Origin of the sequence: Massilia litorea (assembly GCF_015101885.1) — a bacterium.
GTDB classification, from domain to species: Bacteria; Pseudomonadota; Gammaproteobacteria; order Burkholderiales; family Burkholderiaceae_D; genus Telluria; species Telluria litorea.
In genome coordinates, this window is record NZ_CP062941.1 from 3,746,937 (window position 1) to 3,770,714 (window position 23,778).

The 23,778-nt window shown below is 68.5% G+C and carries 15 protein-coding genes; 5 read left to right on the plus strand and 10 right to left on the minus strand.

Translation table 11 applies throughout. From position 1 onward, the window contains the following. Position 1: 1 nt before the first annotated feature. The gene (locus LPB04_RS16885; protein ID WP_193685669.1) at positions 2–1,405 is read right to left on the minus strand and encodes a glycoside hydrolase family 88/105 protein; all 1,404 of its coding nucleotides are present in this window, start codon (positions 1,403–1,405) and stop codon (positions 2–4) included. A gap of 142 nt (positions 1,406–1,547) precedes the next feature. Here LPB04_RS16885 and LPB04_RS16890 point away from each other — a divergent pair, with 142 nt between their 5' ends. From LPB04_RS16890 to LPB04_RS16900, 3 genes are read left to right on the plus strand one after another with little or no spacing between them, the layout of a single operon-like run. Beyond that, positions 1,548–2,387, plus strand: coding sequence for an NAD-dependent epimerase/dehydratase family protein (locus LPB04_RS16890; RefSeq protein ID WP_193685670.1), 840 nt, complete (start codon positions 1,548–1,550; stop codon positions 2,385–2,387). An 8-nt stretch (positions 2,388–2,395) separates the two neighbouring features. Then, a complete protein-coding gene (locus LPB04_RS16895) occupies positions 2,396–3,316 on the plus strand; it encodes an aldose 1-epimerase (protein WP_193685671.1) in 921 nt (306 codons plus the stop codon). Between the two features lie 12 nt (positions 3,317–3,328). Further along, complete coding sequence (locus tag LPB04_RS16900; protein WP_193685672.1) at positions 3,329–4,315, plus strand: alpha/beta hydrolase; 987 nt, start codon at positions 3,329–3,331, stop codon at positions 4,313–4,315. A gap of 99 nt (positions 4,316–4,414) precedes the next feature. On the opposite strand, the gene LPB04_RS16905 is transcribed toward LPB04_RS16900, so the two are convergent. The 6 genes from LPB04_RS16905 to LPB04_RS16930 form a co-directional block, all read right to left on the minus strand. After that, a complete protein-coding gene (locus LPB04_RS16905) occupies positions 4,415–7,891 on the minus strand; it encodes a pectinesterase family protein (protein WP_193685673.1) in 3,477 nt (1,158 codons plus the stop codon). Beyond that, positions 7,888–8,667, minus strand: a complete 780-nt coding sequence (locus LPB04_RS16910; RefSeq protein ID WP_193685674.1) for a rhamnogalacturonan acetylesterase — start codon at positions 8,665–8,667, stop codon at positions 7,888–7,890. The genes LPB04_RS16905 and LPB04_RS16910 overlap by 4 nt, the downstream gene beginning before the upstream one ends. Positions 8,668–8,731: 64 nt before the next feature. Continuing rightward, complete coding sequence (locus LPB04_RS16915; RefSeq protein WP_193685675.1) at positions 8,732–11,539, minus strand: TonB-dependent receptor plug domain-containing protein; 2,808 nt, start codon at positions 11,537–11,539, stop codon at positions 8,732–8,734. Between the two features lie 389 nt (positions 11,540–11,928). Further along, positions 11,929–12,627, minus strand: coding sequence for a FadR/GntR family transcriptional regulator (locus LPB04_RS16920; RefSeq protein ID WP_193685676.1), 699 nt, complete (start codon positions 12,625–12,627; stop codon positions 11,929–11,931). Between the two features lie 102 nt (positions 12,628–12,729). Further along, the gene (locus tag LPB04_RS16925) at positions 12,730–13,479 is read right to left on the minus strand and encodes a FadR/GntR family transcriptional regulator (RefSeq protein ID WP_193685677.1); all 750 of its coding nucleotides are present in this window, start codon (positions 13,477–13,479) and stop codon (positions 12,730–12,732) included. Positions 13,480–13,565: 86 nt separating this feature from the next. After that, positions 13,566–17,900: a DEAD/DEAH box helicase gene (locus LPB04_RS16930; protein WP_193685678.1), complete on the minus strand. Its 4,335-nt coding sequence runs from the start codon at positions 17,898–17,900 to the stop codon at positions 13,566–13,568. A 136-nt stretch (positions 17,901–18,036) separates the two neighbouring features. Here LPB04_RS16930 and LPB04_RS16935 point away from each other — a divergent pair, with 136 nt between their 5' ends. Both LPB04_RS16935 and LPB04_RS16940 read left to right on the plus strand, forming a co-directional pair. Then, the gene (locus tag LPB04_RS16935) at positions 18,037–18,231 is read left to right on the plus strand and encodes a hypothetical protein (RefSeq protein ID WP_193685679.1); all 195 of its coding nucleotides are present in this window, start codon (positions 18,037–18,039) and stop codon (positions 18,229–18,231) included. 34 nt (positions 18,232–18,265) lie between these two features. Then, positions 18,266–18,646 carry a hypothetical protein gene (locus LPB04_RS16940; protein ID WP_193685680.1) on the plus strand — a complete coding sequence of 127 codons (381 nt, stop codon included), beginning with the start codon at positions 18,266–18,268 and terminating at the stop codon, positions 18,644–18,646. Positions 18,647–18,693: 47 nt separating this feature from the next. On the opposite strand, the gene LPB04_RS16945 is transcribed toward LPB04_RS16940, so the two are convergent. The 3 genes from LPB04_RS16945 to LPB04_RS16955 are packed head-to-tail and all read right to left on the minus strand — an operon-like array spanning position 18,694 to position 23,773. After that, on the minus strand, positions 18,694–19,914 hold the full coding sequence (locus tag LPB04_RS16945; RefSeq protein WP_227496447.1) for a CaiB/BaiF CoA transferase family protein: 1,221 nt from the start codon (positions 19,912–19,914) through the stop codon (positions 18,694–18,696). After that, a complete protein-coding gene (locus LPB04_RS16950) occupies positions 19,911–20,693 on the minus strand; it encodes an enoyl-CoA hydratase/isomerase family protein (RefSeq protein ID WP_193685682.1) in 783 nt (260 codons plus the stop codon). Before LPB04_RS16950 ends, LPB04_RS16945 begins: the two co-directional genes overlap by 4 nt. 47 nt (positions 20,694–20,740) lie before the next feature. Further along, positions 20,741–23,773 carry an FAD-binding and (Fe-S)-binding domain-containing protein gene (locus LPB04_RS16955; RefSeq protein ID WP_407943865.1) on the minus strand — a complete coding sequence of 1,011 codons (3,033 nt, stop codon included), beginning with the start codon at positions 23,771–23,773 and terminating at the stop codon, positions 20,741–20,743. Positions 23,774–23,778 lie beyond the last annotated feature (5 nt).

Consider the following 23,778-nt stretch of genomic DNA (forward strand, 5'->3'; position numbering starts at 1 on the left):
ATCAGTGATGTTCGCGGTAGCTGGTCTGGCCGCCGTCCTTCGGCACGAAGTGGTAAGTACGCACCCGGTGCTCGATGGCGAAGGCGGGGTTCTGCACCAGGCGGATGATTTCGGCGCCGGCCAGCAGCGTTGGGCCGTAGCCGTGCAGGGCCGCGGTGCTGGTCGGACGGTGGTAGTAATAGACCTGGTCGCTGGCGAAGGTGGTGCCGACGCAGGTGCCTTCGACCTGGCCCTTGTCGTTGATCTTCGTGGATACGCCCGCCCAGCCGGCCAGGGCGATCGAACCGTAGGTGGTCGGGCTGATCCAGCCCTCGTTCACGGCGTGCGCGAAGACATAGGTGAAGATGGCGCTGGCCGACGTCTCGAGATAGGAGTCGTTCCGGTCCAGCATCTGATGCCACAGTCCGCTGCCCGACTGCAGCTGGGCGATGCCCTTCAGGGTCCGGCGCAGCTGCTCCAGCACCTTCGGATAGCCGGGATGGTCTTTCGGCAGCACGTCGAGCAGGTCGGACATGGTCAGCACTGCCCAGCCGTTCGCGCGGCCCCAGTAGAACTGCGGAGCGTCCGGGTTGTTGGCGTTCCAGCCGTGCGTATAGATGTTCAGCTGCGGGTTGAACATGTAGCCCGACATCTGCAGCACGTTCTTCACCGCGTCGTCGAAGTAGCTGCGCTGGCCCGTCATGCGGCCCAGTTCCGCCAGCGCCGGCACGCCCATGTACATGTCGTCGGCCCAGAGCGACACGGCTTGCGGACGCTGGCGCGCCAGGGTGCCGTCGGGCAGGCGGAACTGTTGTTTGGCGACCCAGTTGCCGCAGACGGCGATCTGTTGCGAGAGGTCGGGACCGATGCCGGCGGCGCGCGCCCGCATCATCGCCGCGCACATCGCGCCGGCGTCGTCGAGCGAGCGCGGATCGAGGAAGCGCGAGAAGCTGTTCGCGCGCTCCAGCCTGAAGCGTTCTTCCTGGGCGCGGAAATAGGGCAGCTTGTCGGCGATGAAGCCGAGGTGGCGCGCGGTCATCTCGGTAAAGCGCCTGTCGCCGGTGACCTGGGCGGCTTTCAGCATGCCGGCGTGGACCACGCCCATTTCGTAGACCTGCAGGCCGAAGTCGGCCTCGCCCTCGGCCATCACCGCGTCCTTTACCGGGGTCCTGAAATCGGTGACCGGCGCGCCGGTCGACTTGCGCACGACGCGCGTCGGCGTCTGCGCTTCCATGTAGCCGCGGATGCGGTGCAGGGCGGCGGTGATCTCGGCGGCGACCGGTTTCCTGTACGGGACCGGATAGGTGCCTTCGCCGGGATCGTTCGCGCTCTTGTTGTCGGGGTTGCGATAGGGGCCTTCGGCAGCAGCGGTGCCGAGGACGGCGAGGCTGACGAGGGCGGCAAGCAGCTTGGCGGGCAGGGTCATAGCGTCTCTTGATGTGTTTTTTTGGTCAGGCCATTCTAATGTGGTCCGACCGCATTAGCAAGGCGGACTAGCCGGTTACGGATTGTTCATGGCATACTGGCGGCAGAGACAAGTTTTCGAACCCCAACAGGAAGAACCGGCAATGAACAACACCGTAGCGACGCAGCCAACCAAGCCAATCAAGCCTTTCAAGCGAATTCTGCTCACCGGTGCCGCAGGCGGCCTCGGGCGCGTCCTGCGCGAGCGCATCAAGCCCTGGGCCGAGGTCGTGCGCCTGTCCGACCTGGCCGAGATGGGCGAAGCCGGTCCCGGCGAGGAAGTCGTGCGCTGCGACCTGGCCGACAAGGCGGCCGTGCTGGCCCTGATGGAAGGCGTGGACGCCGTGCTGCATTTCGGCGGGATCTCGACCGAGGCCCCGTTCGAAGACATCATGCAGGCCAACATCCTGGGTGTCGCCAATCTCTACGAGGCGGCCCAGAAGCACGGCGTGCAGCGCATCGTCTTCGCCAGCTCGAACCACGCGGTCGGTTACTACAAGACCACCGACATGCTCGACGCCAGCATGCCGGCGCGTGCCGACAGCATGTACGGCATCAGCAAGTGCTTCGGCGAGACCATGTCGCGCTACTACTACGACCGCTTCGGCCTGGAGACGGTCTGCATCCGCATCGGTTCGAGCTTCCCGGAGCCGGCCAACAAACGCATGATGTCGACCTATTTCAGCTACGACGACCTGACCGAGATGCTGCGCTGCTCGCTGTTCGCCCCGCGCGTCGGCCACACCATCGTGTTTGGCATGTCGGACAACGACAGCGTCTGGTGGGACAACCGCTACGCGCGCCACCTCGGCTACAAGGCCAGGGACAGCTCGGCGCAGTTCGCGCACAAGTTCCCCGACACCGCCGCGTTCCCGGAGAAGGACGACGTCACCACGATCTACCAGGGTGGCAAATTCCTGCTCGACGGGCCGATGTTCAAATAAGGCCCATCATGGAGGCGATCTCGTTGCGCTGCGGCGCTCTCCACGCCGAAGTGCTGCCCGCCGCCGGCGGCGGCCTGGGCCGCCTCGACTGGCAACGCGGCGGCGCGACCCATGCGCTGCTGCGCCCCTGGATACGCACCGATGATGCGCCGCCGACCACGTCACAACTGGCATGCTTTCCGCTCGTGCCCTGGTCGAACCGGATCGACCCTGAGGGCTTCGTGTTCGAAGGCCGGCGCATCGCCCTGGCGCCGAACCGGCCGGGCGAACCCTGTCCGATCCACGGCGACGGCTGGCAGCATCCGTGGAGCGTGGCGGCGCGCTCGGCCACCGGCGTCAGCCTGCTGCTGGACCGGCGCGGCGGCGCGCGTGATGCGTCGCCTTTTGCGTCGCCTTTTTCATCGCCGTTTTCGTATGTTGCGCACCTGCGCTACGCGCTCACCGACTGCGCCCTGCAGGTCACGCTCGAGGTCACCAACACCGGCCCCGCGCGCCTGCCTTTCGGCCTCGGCCTGCATCCCTGGCTCGAGCGGCGCGAGGGCGTGACCCTGCGTGCACGCGCGCGCGGCACCTGGACGCGCGATCCCCGGGGCCTGCCGGCGGACGAGATCGACCTGCCGCCAGAATGGGACTTTGCTGCCGGCCGGCCGCTGCCGCCGGCCCCGGTCGACCACGCCTTCTGCGGCTGGGACGGCAGGGCCGAGGTGCACTGGCCGGACACCGGTGTGTCGCTCGCGATCGAGGCCGACATGGACTACTACATCCTGTACGCGCCGGCCGGCCGCGACTTCTTCTGTTTCGAACCGGTCGACCATGCGGTCAACGCCCACAACCTGCCGCGCGGCGCGGCGCGCAACGGCCTGACGACACTCGCGCCCGGCCAGACCCTGAGCCGGCGCGTGGTCTTCCGCGTACGCGGCGAATCCTGAATCGAGGTGTGCATGACATCCCTGCGACCGAAACTGATCGCTGCCACGCTGGCGGGCGCGCTGTCCACCGCCGCGGCCCAGCCCGCGCCCGCGAGCTATACGGCCGAGACCACGTATGACAAGCTCGTCGCCAGCTACCCCTTCATCAGGGTGGCCGCCAGCGCGGTGCCGGCCTCGGTGGAGGCGGTGCGCGACATCACCTACGTCCGCCACGGCGAGCGCGCTTTACAGCTCGACCTCTACCTGCCGAAAGCACGCGCCGCCAAGGCCTTGCCCGGCATCGTGTTCGTCCACGGCGGCGGCTGGCGCAGCGGGGTACGCGCCAACTTCGCGCCGATGGCGATCCGCATGGCCGAACGCGGCTATGCAGCGGCCACGATCAGTTACCGGCTCTCGGGCGAGGCGCCGTACCCGGCTGCCGTCATCGATGCGAAGGCGGCCTTGCGCTGGATGCGCGCCAACGCTTCCCGCTACGGCATCGATCCCGCGCGCATCGCCATCGGCGGCGGCTCGGCCGGCGGGCAGATCGCCAGCCTGGCCGGCGTCACCGAGGGCATCCCGCGCTTCGAGCCGGACGCCGGGCCGGGTGCCGTGTCGAGCGGCGCACAGGCGATCGTCAACATCGACGGCCTGTCGGATTTCACGTCGGAGGCGGCGCGCATGTACGAGGACGATCCGAACAAACAACCTTCCTCGGCCGGCGCCTGGTTCGGCGGGCGCTATGCGGAGAAGCCGGCGCTCTGGCGCGAAGCGTCGCCGACCTTTTACGTGAACCCGCGCACGCCGCCGATCCTGTTCATCGGCAGCGCGCAGGCGCGCTTTGCCGTCGGGCGCGAGGAGATGATCGTCAAGCTGGATGCGGCCGGGGTGCCGAACCGGGTGGTGCTGTTGCCGGAGACGCCGCACAGTTTCTGGTTGTTCGATCCGTGGCTTGGGCCGACGGTGGAGGCGACCGTGCGGTTTCTGGATGAGCATATGCGTGGGGCCGCGGGCAAGTAGTTGTTGGCGTCCTGCGCGGGTGTGCATGCGGTGAACCGCGTGGGCTCCCGAGCCCACGCGTTCTCGCCGCCCGAATATCGGCGCACTATCCAGGCCCGATTACGGCGCTGGATCCCACCCCTGCCCACCGTTAAACCCCGCAAACACCGCCTTCCTGCTGCCGAAGCGTTCCTTCACCTCGTCCGCACGCATGGTGTAGCCGCCCGCGCGGCGCGAGACATCCAGCGGCTTGCCCGCCAAATCCATCGACCCATACTCGCGCCAGCCCTGGCCGGCACTGGCCGTCGCCGGATTCGGCGCCGGCTCCTTGTTCACGCCCGCGCCCGCCCAGCCGACAGGCGCCACGTGCTCTCCCATCCGGGTATTGATGTAGGCAACGTTGTCCCAGGTCGACGCCGTCCCCGGACTGCGTGCCAGGTAGGTCGTCCCAGGCGGTACGCCATTGCCTTTCGGCCCCGGCCCCTGCGTCAGCACGCTGTTCAGGAACACGAACCCGGGGTCGTCCCGCGACACCGTGCGCGCCTGCACGACATAGCCGCCCGAGGCCGGGTTGCCGCTGTCGCCCACCGAACGCAGCTCGCTGTCCTCGAACAGCGCCGCCCGGTTCGCGCCCCAGATGAAGTCGACGTTGCCCTCGACCAGGGTGCGCCAGAACCAGGCATACCCCTTTACCTGGATCGTGTCCTGCTCGCTGAAGAAGCTGGCGTTCCTGGCCACCAGGCGCCCGCCGTCGCTGTTGAAGTAGACCGTCTCGGCCTGGCCGGAACGGGTATTTCCGCGCTGGGTCGTGTTGCGCAGCGTGAGGTTTTCCAGCGTCAGCATGTCGCTTTCCTCGACCGACAGCAGCGGACGTCCGCCGGAGAAGGAGGGTGAGCCCGCGCCCTGGCTGATGCCGGAACCGGGATTCAGGCCGTCGTTGTTCATCTCCTCGATCACGACACCCTCGCGGCTCTCGCCGCGGATGGTCAGCCTGTCTTTGCCGAGGACGAAAAGCAGCTCCGGGTAGCGGCCCTTGCGCACGTCGACCGTCACCGGCGCCGCTCTCGGCCAGGCGCGCATCGCGTGGTTCAGGGCGCCCTGCACGGTGCGGAAGTCGGCCGGGCCGTCGTCGTCGACGGTGATCGTCGCACCCTGCGGCGCACGCGCGGCGGTGCGGAAGGTCCAGCCGGACGCCTTGCCGATCCCCCTGAAAGGCGCACCGCCCAGCGCGGCGTCGCGTACCACGCCGTCGCCGACCAGCACCTCGTATTCCTCGCCATACGCCAGCCTGCCCGCGTGCGGCCGGACCAGCAGCGTGTCGCCTTCGACCGTGATCGGCGTGAAGCGCACGTAGCGTGCGCGGGCCAGGCCGGGATCGCCGATGGCGCGCACTTCCTGGCCGAGGCGGACGATGTCGGCCAGCTTTCCGTCCGCCTTGCGGACGATGCGCACGGAACCGCCGGCGCCGAGCGTCGGGGTAGCGTCGAAACGGATGCGCAGCAGCGTGTCGACCGGCACGTCGCGCGCAGCAGCGGCCGGCGAGAGCGCACCCGCCGGTACGGCGCCGGAGGCGGTCGCGGCGAAGGGCGCGTCGACGGTGGCGTCGATCGTGCTGTGCAGGGCGGGGTCAAGCAGGCTCGCGACGACGATCTGCGCCGTGCCGGGCGCCCTCGGCGTGACCAGGATGCCGCCCGTGCTTAGCGCCACCGACGCCACCGCCGGGTTGCTGGAGCGCGCGCCGTAGGGCAGGCGCGTCACGCCGTCGCTGCCGGTGGCGCTGATGCCAATGAACTGGGGCGGATCCCCGGCCTCGGCGCTGAAGGATTGGCCAGTCAGGGCAGGCGCGATGCGCGCCGGCTGTAGGCCCGGCACCCCGGCGCGCAGGTCGTCGAGTTCGAACACGCCGCCCTGGGCCAGGAGGCCGACGCGCGCCTCGCCTGCCGTAAACGCCGGCTGGGGCGCGGTGGTGATCTTTTCGCCGTCGAGGTAAACGGCCAGCATGGCCGGCGCCATCTCGAGGCGCAGCGTGGCGAAGCGGTGTGGCGCCAGGCGCGCACGCGGCACCGTCTTCAGCGTCGTCAGGGCGCCATCCTGCATCTTCACCAGCTGGATCCGCATCGTGTCGCCGCCTGCCGGCAGGTCGATCCCGGCGCCGACCCAGTTACGGGCGTCGCGGTAGCGGCCGACGAGGAACAGCGAACGGGCCGGTCCGCCGCCCGCCGTGCGTACGCGCCCCTCGACAAACGCTTCCCGGCCTCCGGCGGAGCGCAAGCCCGCATTCCTTGACAGCGCCATTAGTCGACCGCTGCCGCCGATCTGCAGCAGGTGGTTCGCCGCGTCCGCGCGCAGCGCCAGCACGGCCGCGCCGCTGCGCTCCAGTTCCCACTGGCCGGCGCCGCGCTCGAAGCCTTCGCAGGCGAGGAAATCGCTGGAAGGGCAACCGGCGACGCTTGGACGCAGCGCGATCCTGCCGGCGCCGGCCTGCGCCAGCACCCAGGCGGCGACCGTGTCGGCAGGGCGCGGCGTGAACGGGTAGGGCACGACCCAGGCCGGCGTGGTCGCCTGGCCGCAGGGCGCGATCGAGGCGCCGTTGAGCAGGGAACCCGTGTCGGTGAAGAGACCGTCGTCGTGGGCCGGGTCCTCGAATGCCTTGATGGCGTCGCGGCAGGAGCGCGCACCGGCGATCTCGAAGGCGTTCGCGTGCGAGACGATGCGCGCGCCCTTGGCCACGCCGACGCTGTAGTCGTGGCCATAGGCCGGATCGCGCCGGTCGCCGACGTGATAATTGTTGAACAGGTGGACCTGGCCGTAGCGCACCCGCGGCGCACGGCTGGCGACGCGCTCGAACAGGTTGTTGCTGATGCTGATGCGCAGGTGCCCGATGTCGCCCGTGGCCTTGTCGCCGGCGCCGATCAGCATGTTCTTCTGGTGCTGGGCGAAGCGGTTGTAGGAGACGGTGACGAAGTCGGACGCGTCGCGGATGTCGAGCGCGCCGTCGTGGCACTGCTTGTGCTTGCCGTTCTCGACCGGCAGCCGGTCGTCCGTGAACGGCGCATCGGTGAAGCTGTTGTGGTCAATCCAGACATGGGTCGATCCGACGATCGAGATGCCGTCGAATTGCGAATTCCAGTTGCCCTGGGCGCCGTCGTGCGGGTCCCATTCCGGCGTCACGTCGCAGGGGTTGCGCAGGTTCAGGTTACGGATGATGACCTGCGAGACCTTGACCACTTCCAGGTGCGCATTGACGAAACCTGCGTCCGCGCCGAGACCTACCAGGGTCGTATTGCTGGGAAGCGCCACCCGGCCGCGCCTGGCCTGGTCGGCATTGCTGGCATACGGCCGGCCTTCGCTCATGTCGATGGTGCCCGCGACCTGGACGATGCGGCTGCCGGTGTGCTTCGGGTCGAGCGCGCGCCGCAGCCCGGCGGCATCGACCACGGTGACGATGTCGGCCGCATCGGCGCCGCCGCGGGTGCCGCCGTCCTGCGCGGCCCAGCCGTCGAGCGGGGCTTCCTGGCGCGCGAAGAAAGCGGACGGCGCCGTCCAGGCGAGGCTGCTGGCGGCCGCCAGCATCAGGGCAAGGGCAGGTCGCTTCATGGGCTCACCGCCAACTGGTTCTTCAGGTCGGGAAACAGGCGCACCAGCTCGGACGCGACCATGCCGGAGAACAGCGCCGCGCCTTTGGCGCCGACGTGGGTGCGGTCGAACGCGCTCTTCGGCGTGCCTTGCGGCTCGGTGCCCGCCGGCGCCGCCGGTGCGCCGAAATTGGCGGGACGCGGCGCCTGCGCCAGGGTATCGGCCTCGTCCTGGCCCATCTTCTGGACGGCGGCGGCGCTGATCGCGTTCAGGTCGATGAGTGCCGCCTTGCGCTGCGCCGCCACCCGGCGGGTGGCGGCGGCCCAGGGGGCGAGGTCGTCCTTCAGGTAGTCGCCCTTGAAGCTGCGGCGGGTGAGCGGCGTCACCAGGACGGGCACGCCGCCGAGCGCCGCGACTTCGGCCGCGTAGCGTTCCATATTGGCGGGGAACTGCGTGACGAGGTCGGTCGAGCGGCCCGGCTTGCCCGGCTGGTCGTTGTGGCCGAACTGGATCAGGACATAGGTCTGTGCAAATGAAGCGCCATCCTTCAGCAGGCCTTGCACCTCGTCCCAGCGTCCTTCGGCGCGGAAGCTGCCGGAACTGCGCCCGCCGCGCGCCAGGTTGATGCAGCGGACCTGCGGCTTGAAGCGCGCGCACAGCGCATCGCCGTAGCCGGATTTCGTGGCCATGGTGGAATCGCCGACAAGGATGATGCGGGCAGGCCTGGATGGCGCGTCGGCGGCGAAAGCCGGTGCGGCGAAGAGGGAGAGGGACAGGAGCGCGGCAAGATGCTTCATTCGGGACCTCGAAAGAAAGGAAGCACGGTGGGCCGATTGGCCGCCCACCGTGCGAAGGACCAGCTTAGAACGTGTAGTCGGCCCGCACCGTGTAGGCACGCCCGATCGGCTTGGCGATATTGCGTGCAAAGACGACGCGCGAGGACAGGCGCTGGTTCGACAGCGGCGGATCGGCGTCGAACAGGTTGTTCACGCCGGCCGAGATCTTCAGGTTGCCATTCACCTTGTAGCTCGTCGTCAGGTTATAGACGCGATAAGGCTCGATCACGTTGTAGAACGGCTGGCCCGGCTTCTGGGTCGCCAGGGCGTTCGTGTCTTCGTAGCTCGACGAATACTGCTGCGTCAGCTGGGCGAAGAACGGGCCGTAGTTCCAGTTCACGCGTGCCGTGTGCTTCCATTTGAAGACATAGGTGTTCGACGAGGTCGAGCCGGTGGCGAGCGCGCCGACGCGGCCGACGAAGTCGATCCACTCGCTGCCTGCTTCGTTCTGGCCCTGGTACTTGTCCGTGTAGGTGCCGTCCAGCGAGGCGCCGAAGCGGCCCCAGTTCGCGGTCGGCAGCAGGTAGCTCATGCCGATGTCGATGCCCTGGGTCTTCAGGCCGCCCATGTTCAGGCGGGTCTTCGTGATGTACTGCAGGGTGCCGTCGGGGTTGCGCACGAACAGGTCCTGGTACTTCGCCGGATCGCGGAAGATGGTCGCTTCGTCGATCTGCGCGATCGTGCCCTTCATGTCGATCTTCCAGAAGTCGACCGTGGCCATGAAGTTCCTGAACGGCTCGACCACGAAACCGACCGTATAGGTCTTCGCCTTTTCCGGCCGCAGGTCCGGATTGGCGCCGGTCAGGGTCGTCAGGCGCGTGTTGCAGATGCGCGAAGGATCGAGGTTCAGGCCGGCGTAGCGCGGATCCGGGGTACCGGTGTTGGGCACGTTCGGCGTCGCGCCCGGGCACAGCAGCGGGTCGTCCCAGAGCGAGGTCGATGGGCTCAGGGTACGCGGCGTGCCATACAGCTCCGGCAGGGTCGGGGCACGGAAGCCGGAGCTCACCGTACCGCGGATCATGAGCTGCTTGAGCGGCTGGTAGCGGAAGCTGGCCTTCGGGTTCCAGGTCGAGCCGAAGTCGCTGAAATGGTCGCCGCGGACGGCGACGTTCAGGTTCAGCTCTTTCGTGACCGGTGCATCGAGTTCGACATACATGCCGGCCACCTTGCGCTGGCCGCTCGGGTTGCGCCCCGGCGTGCCCGTCACGTTGTAGGCGACCTCGTTGCCGAGCATGGTCGAGTTTTCTTCATAGGTCTCGCGGTGCCAGTCGCCGCCGATCGCCACGCCGAGGGCGCCGCCGCCGAGCTCCATGAAGGTGCGCGAGAGGTTGAAGTCGCCGCCGTAGTAGCGCACGTCGCCTTCGCGGTAGACCTGGCCGTCGGCCGAGATGCTCTCGAGGTAGTCGCGGCCGGCCTGGTCCTGCGGTCCGAACGGGTTCAGGATGCCGTTGGCGACGCCGGCGTAGACGCCCGGCGTGCTGACATAGCCGTCGCGGAAGCCGACGTCGCGGTGGCTGTACGCATAGGAAGTACCGACGCGGTAATCCCAGCCCTTGAATTCGCCTTCGTCGGCGACGACGACGCGGTGGTTGGTCTGCACGTCGTGGCCGATCGCGCGGCCCAGTTCGTCCAGGCTCCAGTTCAGCGCCAGGTCCTGTCCGGTCACGCCGGCCACTGCGGGCACGCCGCCGCTGCCGCCCGGATACCACTTGCTCGACTTCGTCATCATCAGCGGCTTGCGCGAGGCCGTCAGGCGGTCGTAGTCGACGTTGGCGCCGAACGGTTGCGGCGCGTCGCCCGCGTCGATGAAGGAGCGGGCCAGTTGCAGTTCGACGGTCAGCAGCTTGCCGTCGCCGTGCGCCAGCGAGCCCCTGGTGAACCAGGTCGTCTGCTGCGCTTCCGGCAGCAGTTCCGGGTAGATGGTCGGATCGGTGACGCACACGCGGCTGCCGGCGCCGGAGGTGCGGGTCGACGGGACCGTGGTCTGGGTCGTGAACGGGCTCGCGCAACCGGCGGCGAAGTACGGATTGCCGGTGGTGGCGGTCGCCTTGCCCGCGTTATAGACGGTAAAGTTGGCCGGCGAGGCCGCGCCGACACTCGACGAGTTCGGCACGAAGGCGGTGCCGCCGAGCGCGACGATGGTCGCCGGGTCGGTGATGTTCGGGCGGTCGCGCTGCAGCAGCGAGTCGCGTTTCTGGGTGTCGAAGGCGGTGTACAGGTTCCAGCCGTCGGTGGCGAGGTCGCCCTTGCCGGCGACCAGGCCGAAGCGGCGCTGCTCGCCGCCGCCCTTGTGTTCCGGCTGCACGGCGCTGGCGCTGACCGAGACATCCCTGACCGATTTTTTCGTGATGAAGTTGACGACGCCGGCGATGGCGTCGGTGCCGTACAGGGCCGAGGCGCCGTCGCGCAGTACCTCGACGCGCTCGATGGCCGCCATCGGGATCACGTCGACGTTCACCGAGCTGTCGCCGATGGCTTCGTTGGCCAGGCGGCGGCCGTTGAGCAGGACCAGGGTGCGGTTGGTGTTCAGGCCGCGCATGTTGATCATGGTGCCGCCGCCCCCGCCGCCGACCGGCTCGTTGGTCGAGGCGACCGTGAGGGCGGTCGCCACTTCCGACATCGTGGTCAGGCCGCGGTTGACCAGTTCTTCGGACTTGATGGTGGTGAGGGGCAGGGCGTTCTCGCTGGCGAGGCGCTTGATCGAGGAGCCCGTGACTTCGACGCGCTGCATCGGGGCTTCCTGGGCGCCGGCGCTGTTGGCCAGGGTCAGGACCGCGACCGCGACGGCCGACAGGATGAAGCGTGGTTGCGTAATGCCGTTCTGGTGTTGCACTGCGTGTCTCCTGCGTGTGATCGTCAATCGCGTCCGGATGTACCCCCCGGATCGCTCGAATGGGATACCTCGCGTATCCCTGCCGTTGCGACGAGAGCCAGTCTGGCCGAGGTCACCACCGGTCGATTATTCGTGCCCACGCCCGGGCAGCTTCCCGGACGCCTGGCGCGCCGTCAGGAATACCTGCGACGCAATTGTTGTGTGGGAATTGTACTTTGGTCTGGCCAGTTCTGCAATCTGGCTGTGCCAGTTAATTTTCCGGCCTGAACGCTGTACGTACGTGGTCAGCCAGCGGCGGCAGCAGGCGGGGCGGGCGGGGACGGCAGAGGAGCGGAGGAAGACTGAGGCGGCCGCAGTCGTTCGCGCGGCCGCCTTGAGTGCGGCGTGGATCAGCCGCGCGAGAAGGTGCGCGTGACGCGGTCGAGGTGGGCGCGCATCGCGGTGCGGGCGCCGGCGACGTCGTGCGAGGCGATCGCCGAGAAGATGTTGCGGTGGTCGAGCAGGGTCTGCTGGCGCAGTTCCTCGGTCTGGAAGTGTTCCTTCAGCTTGTGCCAGAGCGAGCCGCGCTGGCTCCACAGGTATTCGATGACGCCGACCATCGCGCTGTTACCGGTGGCGCGCGCGATCGCGAGGTGGAAGTTGCGGTCGGCCGACTCGTTGCCGCTGCGCTCCTCGTGGTGCTGCTCCATCTCGAGCACGGCAACCAGGATGGCATCGATTGCCGAATCGCTGGCGTGCTTGGCGGCCAGGGCCGCGACCTCGACCTCGATCAGGCGGCGCGCGGCCAGTACCTCGAAGGGGCCGGGACCGGCGGTCGGCACCTCGGCCTGCGGCGTGGCCTGCTCGCTGACGTACACGCCCGAGCCGCCGCGCACTTCGACGGTGCCGCCCAGTTCGAGGGCGATCAGCGCTTCGCGCAGCGAGGTGCGCGAGACGCCCAGCTTGGTCGCCAGGTCGCGCTCGGAGGGCAGGCGCTCGCCCGGCTGGATGTTCTCGGCCCGGATCAATTCCTCGATCTTGCTCGACACCACCCGGTACAGTCGCGGCTCGTTGGCACCGGCTTCGTTCGGGGCAGGGATCTTCTTCATTGTGCGGGTTCGTCCTGGAATGGTGGTGTGATCAAAAACTAGTGGATCTTAGTTGGCCGGGCGGGATGTTGCAAGTGGGTCAACGAAAAATGGCAGACGCCACTACACGCCGGCCGCGTCGCTCGCTTCCTGCGCCCGCCGCAACCTTTCGCGGCTGTTACTCAAATGCGTCCGCATCGCCGCCCGCGCGCTTTCCGCGTCGCTGCGCGCGATCGCACTGTAGATGTCCTCGTGCTCGTTGATCACCCGCTCCAGGTACTGCGCCGGATCGTCCTGCGCGATGCGCGCCGAATTCAGGCGCGCGCGCGGGATGATGTTGGTGCCGAGGTGGCTCAGGATGTCGTGGAAGTAGCGGTTGCCCGAGCTCTGCGCGATCAGCAGGTGGAAGGCCATGTCCGGCGCCACCGTCTCGACGCCCTTGCGCGCGCAGTCCTCGAAGCTGTCGAGCGCCGCGCGCAGCACGCGCAGCTGCTCGTCGCTGCGGCGGCCGGCCGCCAGCCCCGCCGCTTCGGTCTCGAGGCTGATGCGCAGTTCCAGCAAGGCCAGCACGTCGCGCATCGTCACCACCGTCGCCGGGTCGAGGCCCATCGGCGCGGCCGGGGCGGGTTCGAGCACGAAGGTGCCGATGCCGTGGCGGGTCTCGACCAGGCCGGCCGCCTGCAGGTGCGAGATCGCCTCGCGTACGACGGTGCGCGACACGCCCAGGATGCGCATGATCTCGGATTCGGTCGGCAGCTTGTCGCCCGGCTTCAGGCTGCCGCTCTTGATGCTGTCGGTGAGGTGGGCGACGACGCCCTGGGCCAGGTTGCGGTGGCGCTTCAGGGGTGCTGCTGTTGGCGAGGATGTATTCATGATCGGGAAATTGGTCGCGCGCCGCCTGGTCGACGGGCGACGCGATTATACGCCGGGCGTTTGTCTGATGACAGACGATAGCTGCTTTAATAATGACGCCAGACCAGGCGGGCATGCTGCAGCTCGCGTTCAGGCCCTGGATCGGCCAGCCAGGCGATCTTCCCCGCCACCACGGTCGCCACCGGAACCCCGTCGCGAAACAGGATGCGGTTGCCGCCGAGCGCCGGCACCTTGTCGCCGGGGAGCAGGGTGCCGCACAGGTTCAGTGGGTCGACGCCGGAGATGAGGACCAGGGCGCCGTCGAGCGGGCGCCGGCGCACTTCACGCAGCAGGGGAATCGCTTCCGGCAGCGCGAACTGTTCGCCCGAGAAGCCGGCGACGAAGCGCCCGCCGCGGATCTCGCCGCGTGCTTCCAGCCGGTGGTAGACCGGCAGCAGCTCGCGCCAGGACGGCATCCAGGCCGCCTCGCGTTCGAGCAGGCGCCAGAACATCACGCCGTAGCGGCGCAGCAGGGTCATGGCGACATGCTCGAGCGTCTCCGGATCGAGCTTGCGCCGGCGCGGCGGCGTGGCGGGGTTCTCGTCAGACGGCTGCGCGCGCCGCACCAGCGCCCAGCGGCCCGCTTCTTCCATCGTCGGGCCGGCGCCACGGCGCTTTCTACGATCATTGCTGGCGCGCTTCGATGCGGGGAGCAGCATCGCGCGCAGGCCGGCAAAGCTGTCGGCGTTCACGAATCCGGTCGCCACCAGTTCGCCCAGGGCGTTTTCCAGTTCCACCGGCAGCATGCGCGCATCGAACTGCAGTTCGTCGAAGAACATGGCGCCGTCGCGCCGCAGCGCCTCCAGCACTTTCGACGCACGCGGCGAGATCTCGGGCGGCCCGCCCGGCAGCGGCAGCGCATGCCAGAGCGCGACCTGGCGCCGCGGCAGCAGCACGATCGGCGTGCCGCGCACCGGGCCGCCGGCGGCTGCGCGAGGGGCATCGATGCGGGTCCAGACCAGTTTGCCGGAGCGGCACAGGTCGTCCAGCCAGAGCATCGAATAGTCGCGCAGGCGCAGGCCGAGCAGGTCCGCCTCCCAGGCGCCGGCCGCGGCCTCGTAGCCTTCGAGCTGGGCCAGCAGCAGGGGCAGGGCGTCCTGGCCCTGCCATTGGGTGTCCTCGGTCAGGTGCTGCCAGTCGAACAGGAAGCGCATGTAGTCGCGCAGTTCGACCGGCTCGATCTCGCGCCGCAGCCGCTTGATGGTGTAGCGGTGGATGCGCGCCAGCAGGTGCCGTTCGCACCATTCTTCTTCCTCCGCACCCGGGGTGAAGCGGCCACGCATCACATAACCCTGTGCTTCCAGCGCACCAAGCGCGATCGCCGCCGTCGATTCCGGCAGCGCCAGCGCGGCCGCGATGTCCGGCAAGGTCTGCGGCCCGAAGCCGGTCAGGCGCGCACGCATGATCTCGACCAGGGCCTCGTCGCGCGTCCACGGTTCGCCATCGTTGCCGCAGTGGCTGTCCGGGATCCTCAGGGCGGGCGTGCATTCGGCGCCCGGATAGGCCGCCAGCACGCAATCGAGGCGTTCGAGCGCGACCCAGGCCTGCAGTCCGTCGCCGCGCACGCGGGTCGCGCGGCCGGCTTCGGCCAGCTCTTCCAGCCACTGCGGCCAGCCCGCGCGCGCCAGGGCCTCCTGCTGCGTCACGAGGCTCAGGGCCACGAGCGCTTCCTGCACCTCGTCGCTGTTCCTCGTCTCTGGCCAGGCTTCCTCGGCCACGCCGGCGATCGCCTCGAGGTCGAGCGCGCCCATGTCATCCGTTGTCGCCGGGTCGCTCCAGCGCCGGTTGATCACGGCCTGGGTGCGCCGTTCTTCCAGCGGCGCATCGTCGAGGAAGGCGTAGGGACGGGCGTTGAGGATTTCCGCCGCCAGCGGCGAGGGCGCCGGCAGGTCGCGCGCGACCAATGCGATCTCGCCGTTCTCGATCCGGCGCAACAGGGCCAGCCAGCCTTCGCTGTCCATGGCCTCGTGCAGGCAATCGTCCAGGGTCTGCTCGACCAGCGGGTGATCCGGCAGCTCGCGGTCACCGGCGATGTTTTCCAGGCAGGCGGCGCCGTCCGGGAAGATCGAGGCCAGTAAATCGTCGCTCTTCATGCGCTGCAGCTGGGGCGCGACTTTACGGCCGCCGGCAAAGCGCGGCAGGGCCAGCGCCGTGGTCGCGTTCCAGCGCCAGCGCACGTTGAACAAGGGTGCATCGAGCAGGGCCTGCACCAGGATCGGTTCCGCGGTAGCCGCTTTCAAATAGCGCCAGACTTCGTCCAGCGGGAAGCTGTGGCTGGTCGAGAGCGAGAGGATGATCGCGTCCTCGGTGGCCGCGGCCTGCAGCTCGAAGTTGAAGGTACGGCAGAAGCGCTTGCGCAGGGCGAGGCCCCAGGCGCGGTTGATGCGGCTGCCGAAAGGCGTGTGGATCACCAGCTGCATGCCGCCGGACTCGTCGAAGAAGCGCTCCATCACCAGCGTGTCGTGGGTCGGCAGGGCGCCCAGGGCCGCGCGCGAACGGGCCAGGTAGTCGACGATCTGGCGTGCGGCATCCTCATTCAGGCCGAGGTGCTCGAGCAGCCAGTCGACGGCCAGGTCCAGCGCGGCCTCGCCCGAGCTGCTGGCAAGCTGCGCTTCAATCTCGGCGCGCAGGCGTGCCACGCCCATCGACAGTTCATCGCTGCGACCGGGCGCTTCGCCATGCCAGAAGGGGATGTTGGGCGCGGCGCCGCCGGCGTCTTCCACCCGTACCTTGCCGCTTTCGACCTTCATGATCCGGTAGGAGGTATTCCCGAGCTGGAAGACGTCGCCCGCCAGGCTCTCGACGGCGAAGTCCTCGTTCACGGTGCCGACCGAATGGCCCTGCGGTTCGAGCAGCACCGTGTAGTCGGCATTCTCCGGGATCGTCCCGCCCGAGGTGACGGCCGCCAGCTTGCCGCCGCGCCGGCCGCGCAGCGAGCGGGTCGCGGCATCGCGGTGGATGTAGGCGCCGCGCACGCCGTTGCGGGTCGTGTAGCCCTCGGCCAGCATGCGCAGCAGGGCGTCGTACTTGTTCCGTTCCAGTTCCGCATACGGCGCCGCGCCGCGCACCAGTTGGAACAAGTCGTCCTCGCCCCATTCGCGGCTGCCCACTTCGGCCACGATTTGCTGGGCCAGCACGTCGAGCGGCGCGCGCGGGATGCGCAGCAGGTCGAGTTCGCCGCGCCGCACGCAGTCGAGCAGGGCGGTGCATTCGATCAGGTCGTCGCGCGAGGTCGGGAACAGGCGCCCCTTCGGCGTGCCGCCGACCTGGTGGCCCGAGCGGCCCACGCGCTGCAGAAAGGCCGCGATATTCCGGGGCGAGCCGACCTGGCAGACCAGGTCGACGTCGCCGATGTCGATGCCCAGTTCCAGCGAGGCCGTGGCGACCAGCACCTGCAGCTCGCCACGCTTCAGGCGCTGCTCGGCCTCCAGCCGGAATTCCTTGGCCAGGCTGCCGTGGTGGGCGGCCACGTGTTCGCTGCCCAGCCGGTCGCCCAGGTGGCGCGCCACGCGTTCGGCCATGCGCCGGGTGTTCACGAAAATGAGCGTGGTCCGGTGCAGTACCACGAGTTCCATCATGCGGTCGTAGACCCGCTCCCAGACTTCGTTCGGCAGCACCGCCTCCAAGGGAACTGGCGGCAGTTCCAGCCCCAGGTCGCGCGCGCGGACGTGGCCGACGTCGACCACGGCGCAATCGCCGCCGGCGCGCCCGACCAGGAAATCGGCCACCAGCGACAGCGGTTTCTGGGTCGCCGACAGGCCGACCCGCACCGTGCGCCGGCCGCACAGGGCATCGAGCCGCTCCAGGCTGAGCGCCAGGTGGCTCCCGCGCTTGCTGCCGGCCACGGCGTGGATCTCGTCGACGATCACGGTGCGCACCGTCGACAGCATCGCCCGGCCGCTGTCGGAACCCAGCAGCACATACAGCGACTCGGGCGTCGAGACGAGGATATGCGGGGCGCGCTTCCGCATCGCGTTGCGCTCGGCGGTCGTGGTGTCGCCCGTGCGCACGGCGGTGCGGATGCCGTGCGGCGGCAGGCCCATTGCTTCGAGCTGGGCGCCGATGCCGGCCAGCGGCCCCTCCAGGTTGACGCGGATGTCGTTCGACAGTGCCTTCAGGGGCGACACGTAGAGCACCTGGGTCTCGTCGGGCAGAGGGCCGTCTTCGCTCTCGCGCACCAGGTCGTCGATCGCGGCCAGGAAAGCGGTGAGGGTCTTGCCGGAGCCGGTCGGCGCCGCGACCAGGGTGGGGCGGCCGGCCTGGATCAGCGGCCAGGCGCGCAACTGCGCCTCGGTCGCGGCGGGAAAGCTGGCGGCGAACCAGCTGGCCACGGCGGGGTGGAAATCGTGGCGGAGATGTTTCACGGGGGCGCGATCGTTCATCGTCAGCAGATGGGGGCGCAAATGGAGAAGGCAAGATGGCTTGGAGGGCGGAAGCGCAGCCGTACACCGGATCGCGCTGTTCGGTGTTAGTCTGTGAAAGAGCGCCACCTGGGCGAAGGGCAAGCAGGAGGTATCGATGACCGTAAAAGTCTACCGCTACGCGCAATACGCATTCGACCATGACGAAAACTTGTCGCACGGCTACGCGACGATGGGGTATATCGTCCTTAACAAGCTCACAGCGATACCGGACAGCGAAATGGACGTCGATCCGGCGCACGTCGACGAAGAGGGGCGCTACCTGGGACTGAACGGCAGTCGTCCGGCCTGAAAAGCGGCCGGACAAGGTTCGCGGTGACGCGACGATGCTCACCTGCCTGATCACCTGCGTGATCGCCTGCGCGAACGAAGATCCGCCCGGACGCGTGCCACTGCCCGCATCCTGTTACGATGTCCCTTCCACCAGGAGACGCGCCATGGACCGAGTGGGCACCTACCGCGGTTACGATATTGCAGTCAGCCTGCACTCGGACGGGCGACCGAAGACGCCGAAATGGCATTCCTCCATTCAGATAAGCCCAGTCGGCAGGGCGGCGACAGAACCATGCTTTACCACCGAGCCATCGTACGGCACGGTGAGCGAAGCGAGGAACCGGGCCATTCGCATCGCCCGGTTTGTCATCGACGAGCGTCCAAATGCCGCGCCCATTGGCGACGACGATTTGTTGGAGGAAGAGCGCAGCTGAGGGCCGAATCCGTCCTTCGCCAGGCGGTGACGACCCTCCCTGTCCCCTCAGCCCGCCGCTTCCTCGATCACCCCCGCCTCCACGAACCCATCGATCTCCGCATCGCCATACCCATACTCGCGCAACAGTTCGCGCGAATGCTCGCCCAGCATCGGCGCCGGCCGGTCGATGCGCGTCGCCGTCTTCGAGAAATGGATGGGGCAGCCGAGCGCGCGGGTCGGTCCGGCCTGCGGGTGCACCAGGTCGACCACCATCTCGCGCGCCAGCGTTTGCGGGTGCGTGAGCGCCTCGGCGATCGTGTGCACCGGGCCCACGGGCACGCCCGCTTCGTCGAGGATGGCGATCCACTGCGTCCTGGTGCGGCTCGCGACGATCTCGCTCATCATCGAGACCAGCGCTTCGCGGTTTTCCATGCGCTGCGTATTGGTCGCAAAGCGCGGATCCTCCCGCCATTCCGGGCGCCCCAGCGCGACCGCGATGCGCTCCCAGTTGCCCTGGTTGGCGCCGCCGATGTTGATCCAGCCGTCGCTGGCTTTGAAGGCCTGGTAGGGCGCGGTGAGCAGGTGGGCGGAGCCGGTCGGGCCCGAGGATTCTCCGGTCGCGAAATAGATGGCCGCCTGCCAGTAGGTCTGCTGCAGGGCCGCCTCGATCAGCGAGGTGTCGACGATTTGCCCTTCGCCGGTTTTCAGCTTGTGGACGTAGGCGGCGGTGATGCCGGCCATCGCGAGGATACCGGCGTTGGTATCGGCGATCGAGTTGCCGGTCTTGACCGGCGGTCCGCCCGGCTCGCCCGTGACCGACATCAATCCGGAAAAGCCCTGTGCGATGAGGTCGAAGCCCGGCTTGTCGGCGTCGGGACCGTTGCGGCCGTAGCCGGACACGGCGCAGTAGATCAGGCCCGGGTTCACCTTGCTCAATACGTCGTAGCCGAGTCCCAGTTTTTCGAGGGTGCCGCGGCGGTAGTTCTCCGTCAGGACGTCGGCTTCCTTCACCATGCGCAGCAGGATGTCGCGGCCCTGCTCGAGTTTCAGGTTGAGGGCGATGCCGCGCTTGTTGCGGTTCAGGATCATGAAGGGCGCCGAGACGCCGTTCACGCGCGGCTCGCGGTAGGCGCGGGCGTCGTCGCCGCCCGGCAGCTTCTCGACCTTGATGACGTCGGCGCCCATGTCGGCCAGCATCATGCCGCAGGTCGGCCCCGCCATGATCTGCGCCAGTTCGAGCACGCGCATGCCGGCCAGGGGACCGGTGTGTGTTGGTTTGGTCGTCATGCTCCGGTCCATTGAGGGCGCTGTTTGTCGAGGAAGGCGTTCACGCCGATCTTGAAGTCGCTGCTGCCGTAGGCGGCGCGGATCAGGTCTTCGCCGTCGGGCAGGCCCGCATTGACGAGGCGGCGGATGGCTTCCTTCGACACCCGCATCGTGACCGGCGCATGGCCGGCGAGGCGCTTGCACATGCCGGCAACTTCGGCGTCCAGAGCGTCCGGCTCGGCCACCCTGGTGACGAAACCGCTGGCCTGCGCCTCGGCGGCGCTGATGGTCTCGGCCAGCAGCAGCAGGCGCTTCGCGGTCGGCACGCCCACCGCGGCGACGACCCGCGCCGTGTTCTTCATCGACAGGCAGTTGCCGAGCGTGCGCGCGATCGGCACCCCGAAGGCCGCGCTCGGGGTGGCGATGCGAAAGTCGCAGGCGGCGCTGAGCGCCAGGCCGCCGCCGATCGCCCAGCCTTCGACGATGGCGATGGTCGGCATCGGCAGGCTTTCGACCTGGCCCACGCGCTCGTCGATGGCCTGTTCGTAGGCGATGCCGTCGTCTCCGCCTTTGAAGGTGGAGAACTGTTCGATGTCGGTGCCGGCGACAAAGGCTTCGCCGCCGGCGCCGCGAATCGTCGTTACCCGGATCGACAGGTCGCCCGCGATCCGCGTACAGATGCTCCCCAGTTCTTCGTACATCGCCCAGGTCATTGCGTTGCGCGCCTGCGGGCGGTCGATCAGGATGGCTGCCACGCCGTCCTTGATCGTCAGGTGTACTCTGCCATTCTGCTCGGTCATGATGTCCTTTCAGGTGTAGGGTGGGCACGGGGCGCCCACCCTACGGATTACGCCTTCAATGAGCGCGCGAGCACGCGCGCCACGTGGACGGCTTCGCGCTGGGCGCCGTCGGCGATCTGGTGGCGGCAGCTGGTGCCGTCGGCCACGAGCACGGTGTCGGCGCCGGCGGCGCGCACCGCCGGCAGCAGGGACAGCTCGGCCATCTGCATCGACACGGCGTAGTGTTTCGCTTCATAGCCGAAGCTGCCCGCCATGCCGCAGCAGCTCGATTCGATCAGTTCCACCTTCAGGCCCGGGATCAGTCCCAGCACCGTCTGCACCGGCCGCACGGCGTCGAAGGCCTTCTGGTGGCAGTGGCCATGGAGCAGGGCGCGCGCTTCCGGCAGCGCCTTGAGGTCCAGCTTGAGCTTGCCGGCCGCGTGCTCGCGCGCCAGGAATTCCTCGAACAGCAGTGCCTGCGCGGCCAGTGCTTCGGCATCCGCGCCCAGCCCCATCACCAGGAATTCGTCGCGCAGCGTCAGCAGGCAGGACGGCTCCAGCCCGACCACGGGCACAGCGCGCGCCACGAAGGGGCGCAGCGCCTCGACCACGCGGCGTGCTTCGGCCCTGGCTTCGTCGACCAGTCCGCTGGCCAGGTAAGTGCGCCCGCAGCACAGGGGACGTGCGGGTTCGGCGTCACGGGAAGCCGGCCGCGCCACGTGCACCTTGTAGCCGGCCGCCTGCAGCACCTGCAGCGCGGCCATGGCGTTCTCGCTCTCGAAATAATTATTGAAGGTGTCGGCGAACAGGACGACGTCCGCCTGCTCCGGCGCCAACGCAGGCGCCTGGAGGCGGGCCATGAAGGTGTCGCTGCGCCAGGTCGGCAGCGAACGCCTGGCCGAGAAGCCGAACAGCTTCTCGGACAAGCCGGCAGCTCCCGGCACCGTATCGCGCAGGTTGGCCAGCCAGGGCAGGCGCGCCGCCCACGGCGCCCAGCGCGGCAGGTTGGCGATCAGCTTGTCCTTGCGCGACAGGCCGTGCTTCTTCTGGTAGTGGTAGAGGAATTCGGTCTTCATGCGCGCCATGTCGACTCCCGTCGGGCAGTCGCGCTTGCAGCCCTTGCAACTGACGCAGAGGTCGAGCGTCTCGCGCATCGCCTCGGAGGTAAAACCGTCTTCGCCCAGCTGGCCGGAGAGGGCCAGGCGCAGGGTGTTGGCGCGGCCGCGCGTCAGGTGCTGCTCGTCTTTCGTGACGCGGTAGCTCGGGCACATGGTGCCGGCGTCGAACTTGCGGCAATGGCCGTTGTTGTTGCACATGTCGACCGCCTTGGCGAAGCCGCCGGCCGGGTCGCCGCCGGCGCCGGGCGCCGTGCTTTCCTCGGTCACCGGGTCGACCTGCACGTTCCAGGCCGACCAGTCGAGCGCCGTCGTCAAGGCCGCCGGCTGGTAGCCCGGTTTGTAGCGGAACAGGGATTTGTCGTCCATGCGCGTGGTACGGACGATCTTCCCGGGGTTCATCAGCCCGGCCGGATCGAACAGCGCCTTGATCTCCTCGAACGCGCGCATCAGTCGCGGGCCGAACTGCCAGGCCACCCATTCGCTGCGCACCAGGCCGTCCCCGTGCTCGCCCGAGAAGGCGCCCTTGTACTTGCGCACCAGCGCGCCCGCTTCCTCGGCAATCGCCCGCATCTTTTCGGCGCCGCCGCGGCGCAGGTCCAGGATCGGCCGCACGTGCAGGGTGCCGACCGAGGCGTGGGCGTACCAGGTGCCGCGCGTGCCGTAGCGTGCGAAGACTTCGGTCAGGGCGCTGGTGTACTCGGCCAAATGCTCGAGCGGCACGGCGCAGTCTTCGATGAAGGAGACCGGCTTGCCGTCGCCGCGCATGCTCATCATGATGTTCAGGCCGGCCTTGCGCACTTCCCACAGCGCCTTCTGGGCACCGGCGTCGACCATTTCGACCACGCTGCCGGGCAGTCCCAGCTCGGCCATCAGGCTCACCAGCCGGGCCAGGCCTGCGCGTTGTTCGTCCATCGATTCGCCGGCGAATTCCACCAGCAGGATCGCATCGGGCGCGCCGATCAGGGCTTTTTCGATCACCGGGCGGAAGGCGGGGTTGTCGCGTGCCAGCTCGATCATGGTGCGGTCGACCAGCTCCACCGCCACCGGCGCGAGCTTGACGATGTGTTGCGTCATTTCCATCGACTGGTGGAAGGTCGGGAAGTTGACGACGCCGAGCGTTTTATGTTTCGGCAGCGGCTGCACCTTGAGCACGATGCGGCGGGTGGTCGCCAGCGTGCCCTCGCTGCCGACCAGCAGGTGGGCCAGGTTGACGCTGCCGTCCCCGGTGTAGGGCCGTTCGCTCTGCGGGTGCCAGATGTCGATGTTGTAGCCGCCGACGCGGCGCATCACCTTCGGCACCATGCGCGCGATTTCCTCGTGTTCGCGGGCGGCGATGGCGCGCAGGCCGGCCAACAGTTCGCGCACGCGCGGCGGCGCATCCTGCATCATCCGTTCGTCCTGGAAGCGGGCTTCGGTGCCGTCCGACAGGATGGCGTCGATCGCCACCACGTTGTGCACCATGTTGCCGTAGGCGAGGGAGCGCGAGCCGCAGGAGTTGTTGCCGGCCATGCCGCCGAGCGTGCACTGGGCCGCCGTGCTGACGTCAACCGGGAACCAGACGCCGTGCGGCTTCAGCCAGGCGTTCAGGTGGTCGAGCACGATCCCCGGCTGCACCGTCACCGTCATCGCGGCCGGGTCGAAATCGAGCACCTGGTTGAGGTATTTGCTGTTGTCGATGACCAGCGCTTCGCCCACGGTCTGGCCGCACTGGCTGGTGCCGGCGCCCCGCGGCAGGATGGGCACGCCCATCTCGCGCGCGATGGCGATTGCCAGCTCGACGTCGCGCTCGGTGCGCGGCACGAACACCCCGACCGGATCAACCTGGTAGATCGAGGCGTCGGTGGAGTAGCGGCCGCGCGAGGCGGCGTCGAACAGGACTTCGCCCCCCGTTTCGGCCGCCAGCCGCTTTGCCAGTCCTTGCCCATTCATTCGGGAAGCGAGTTGTTCGCTCAACTTGATCGGTGCGGCGGCGGGTGCGTTCATGGGGG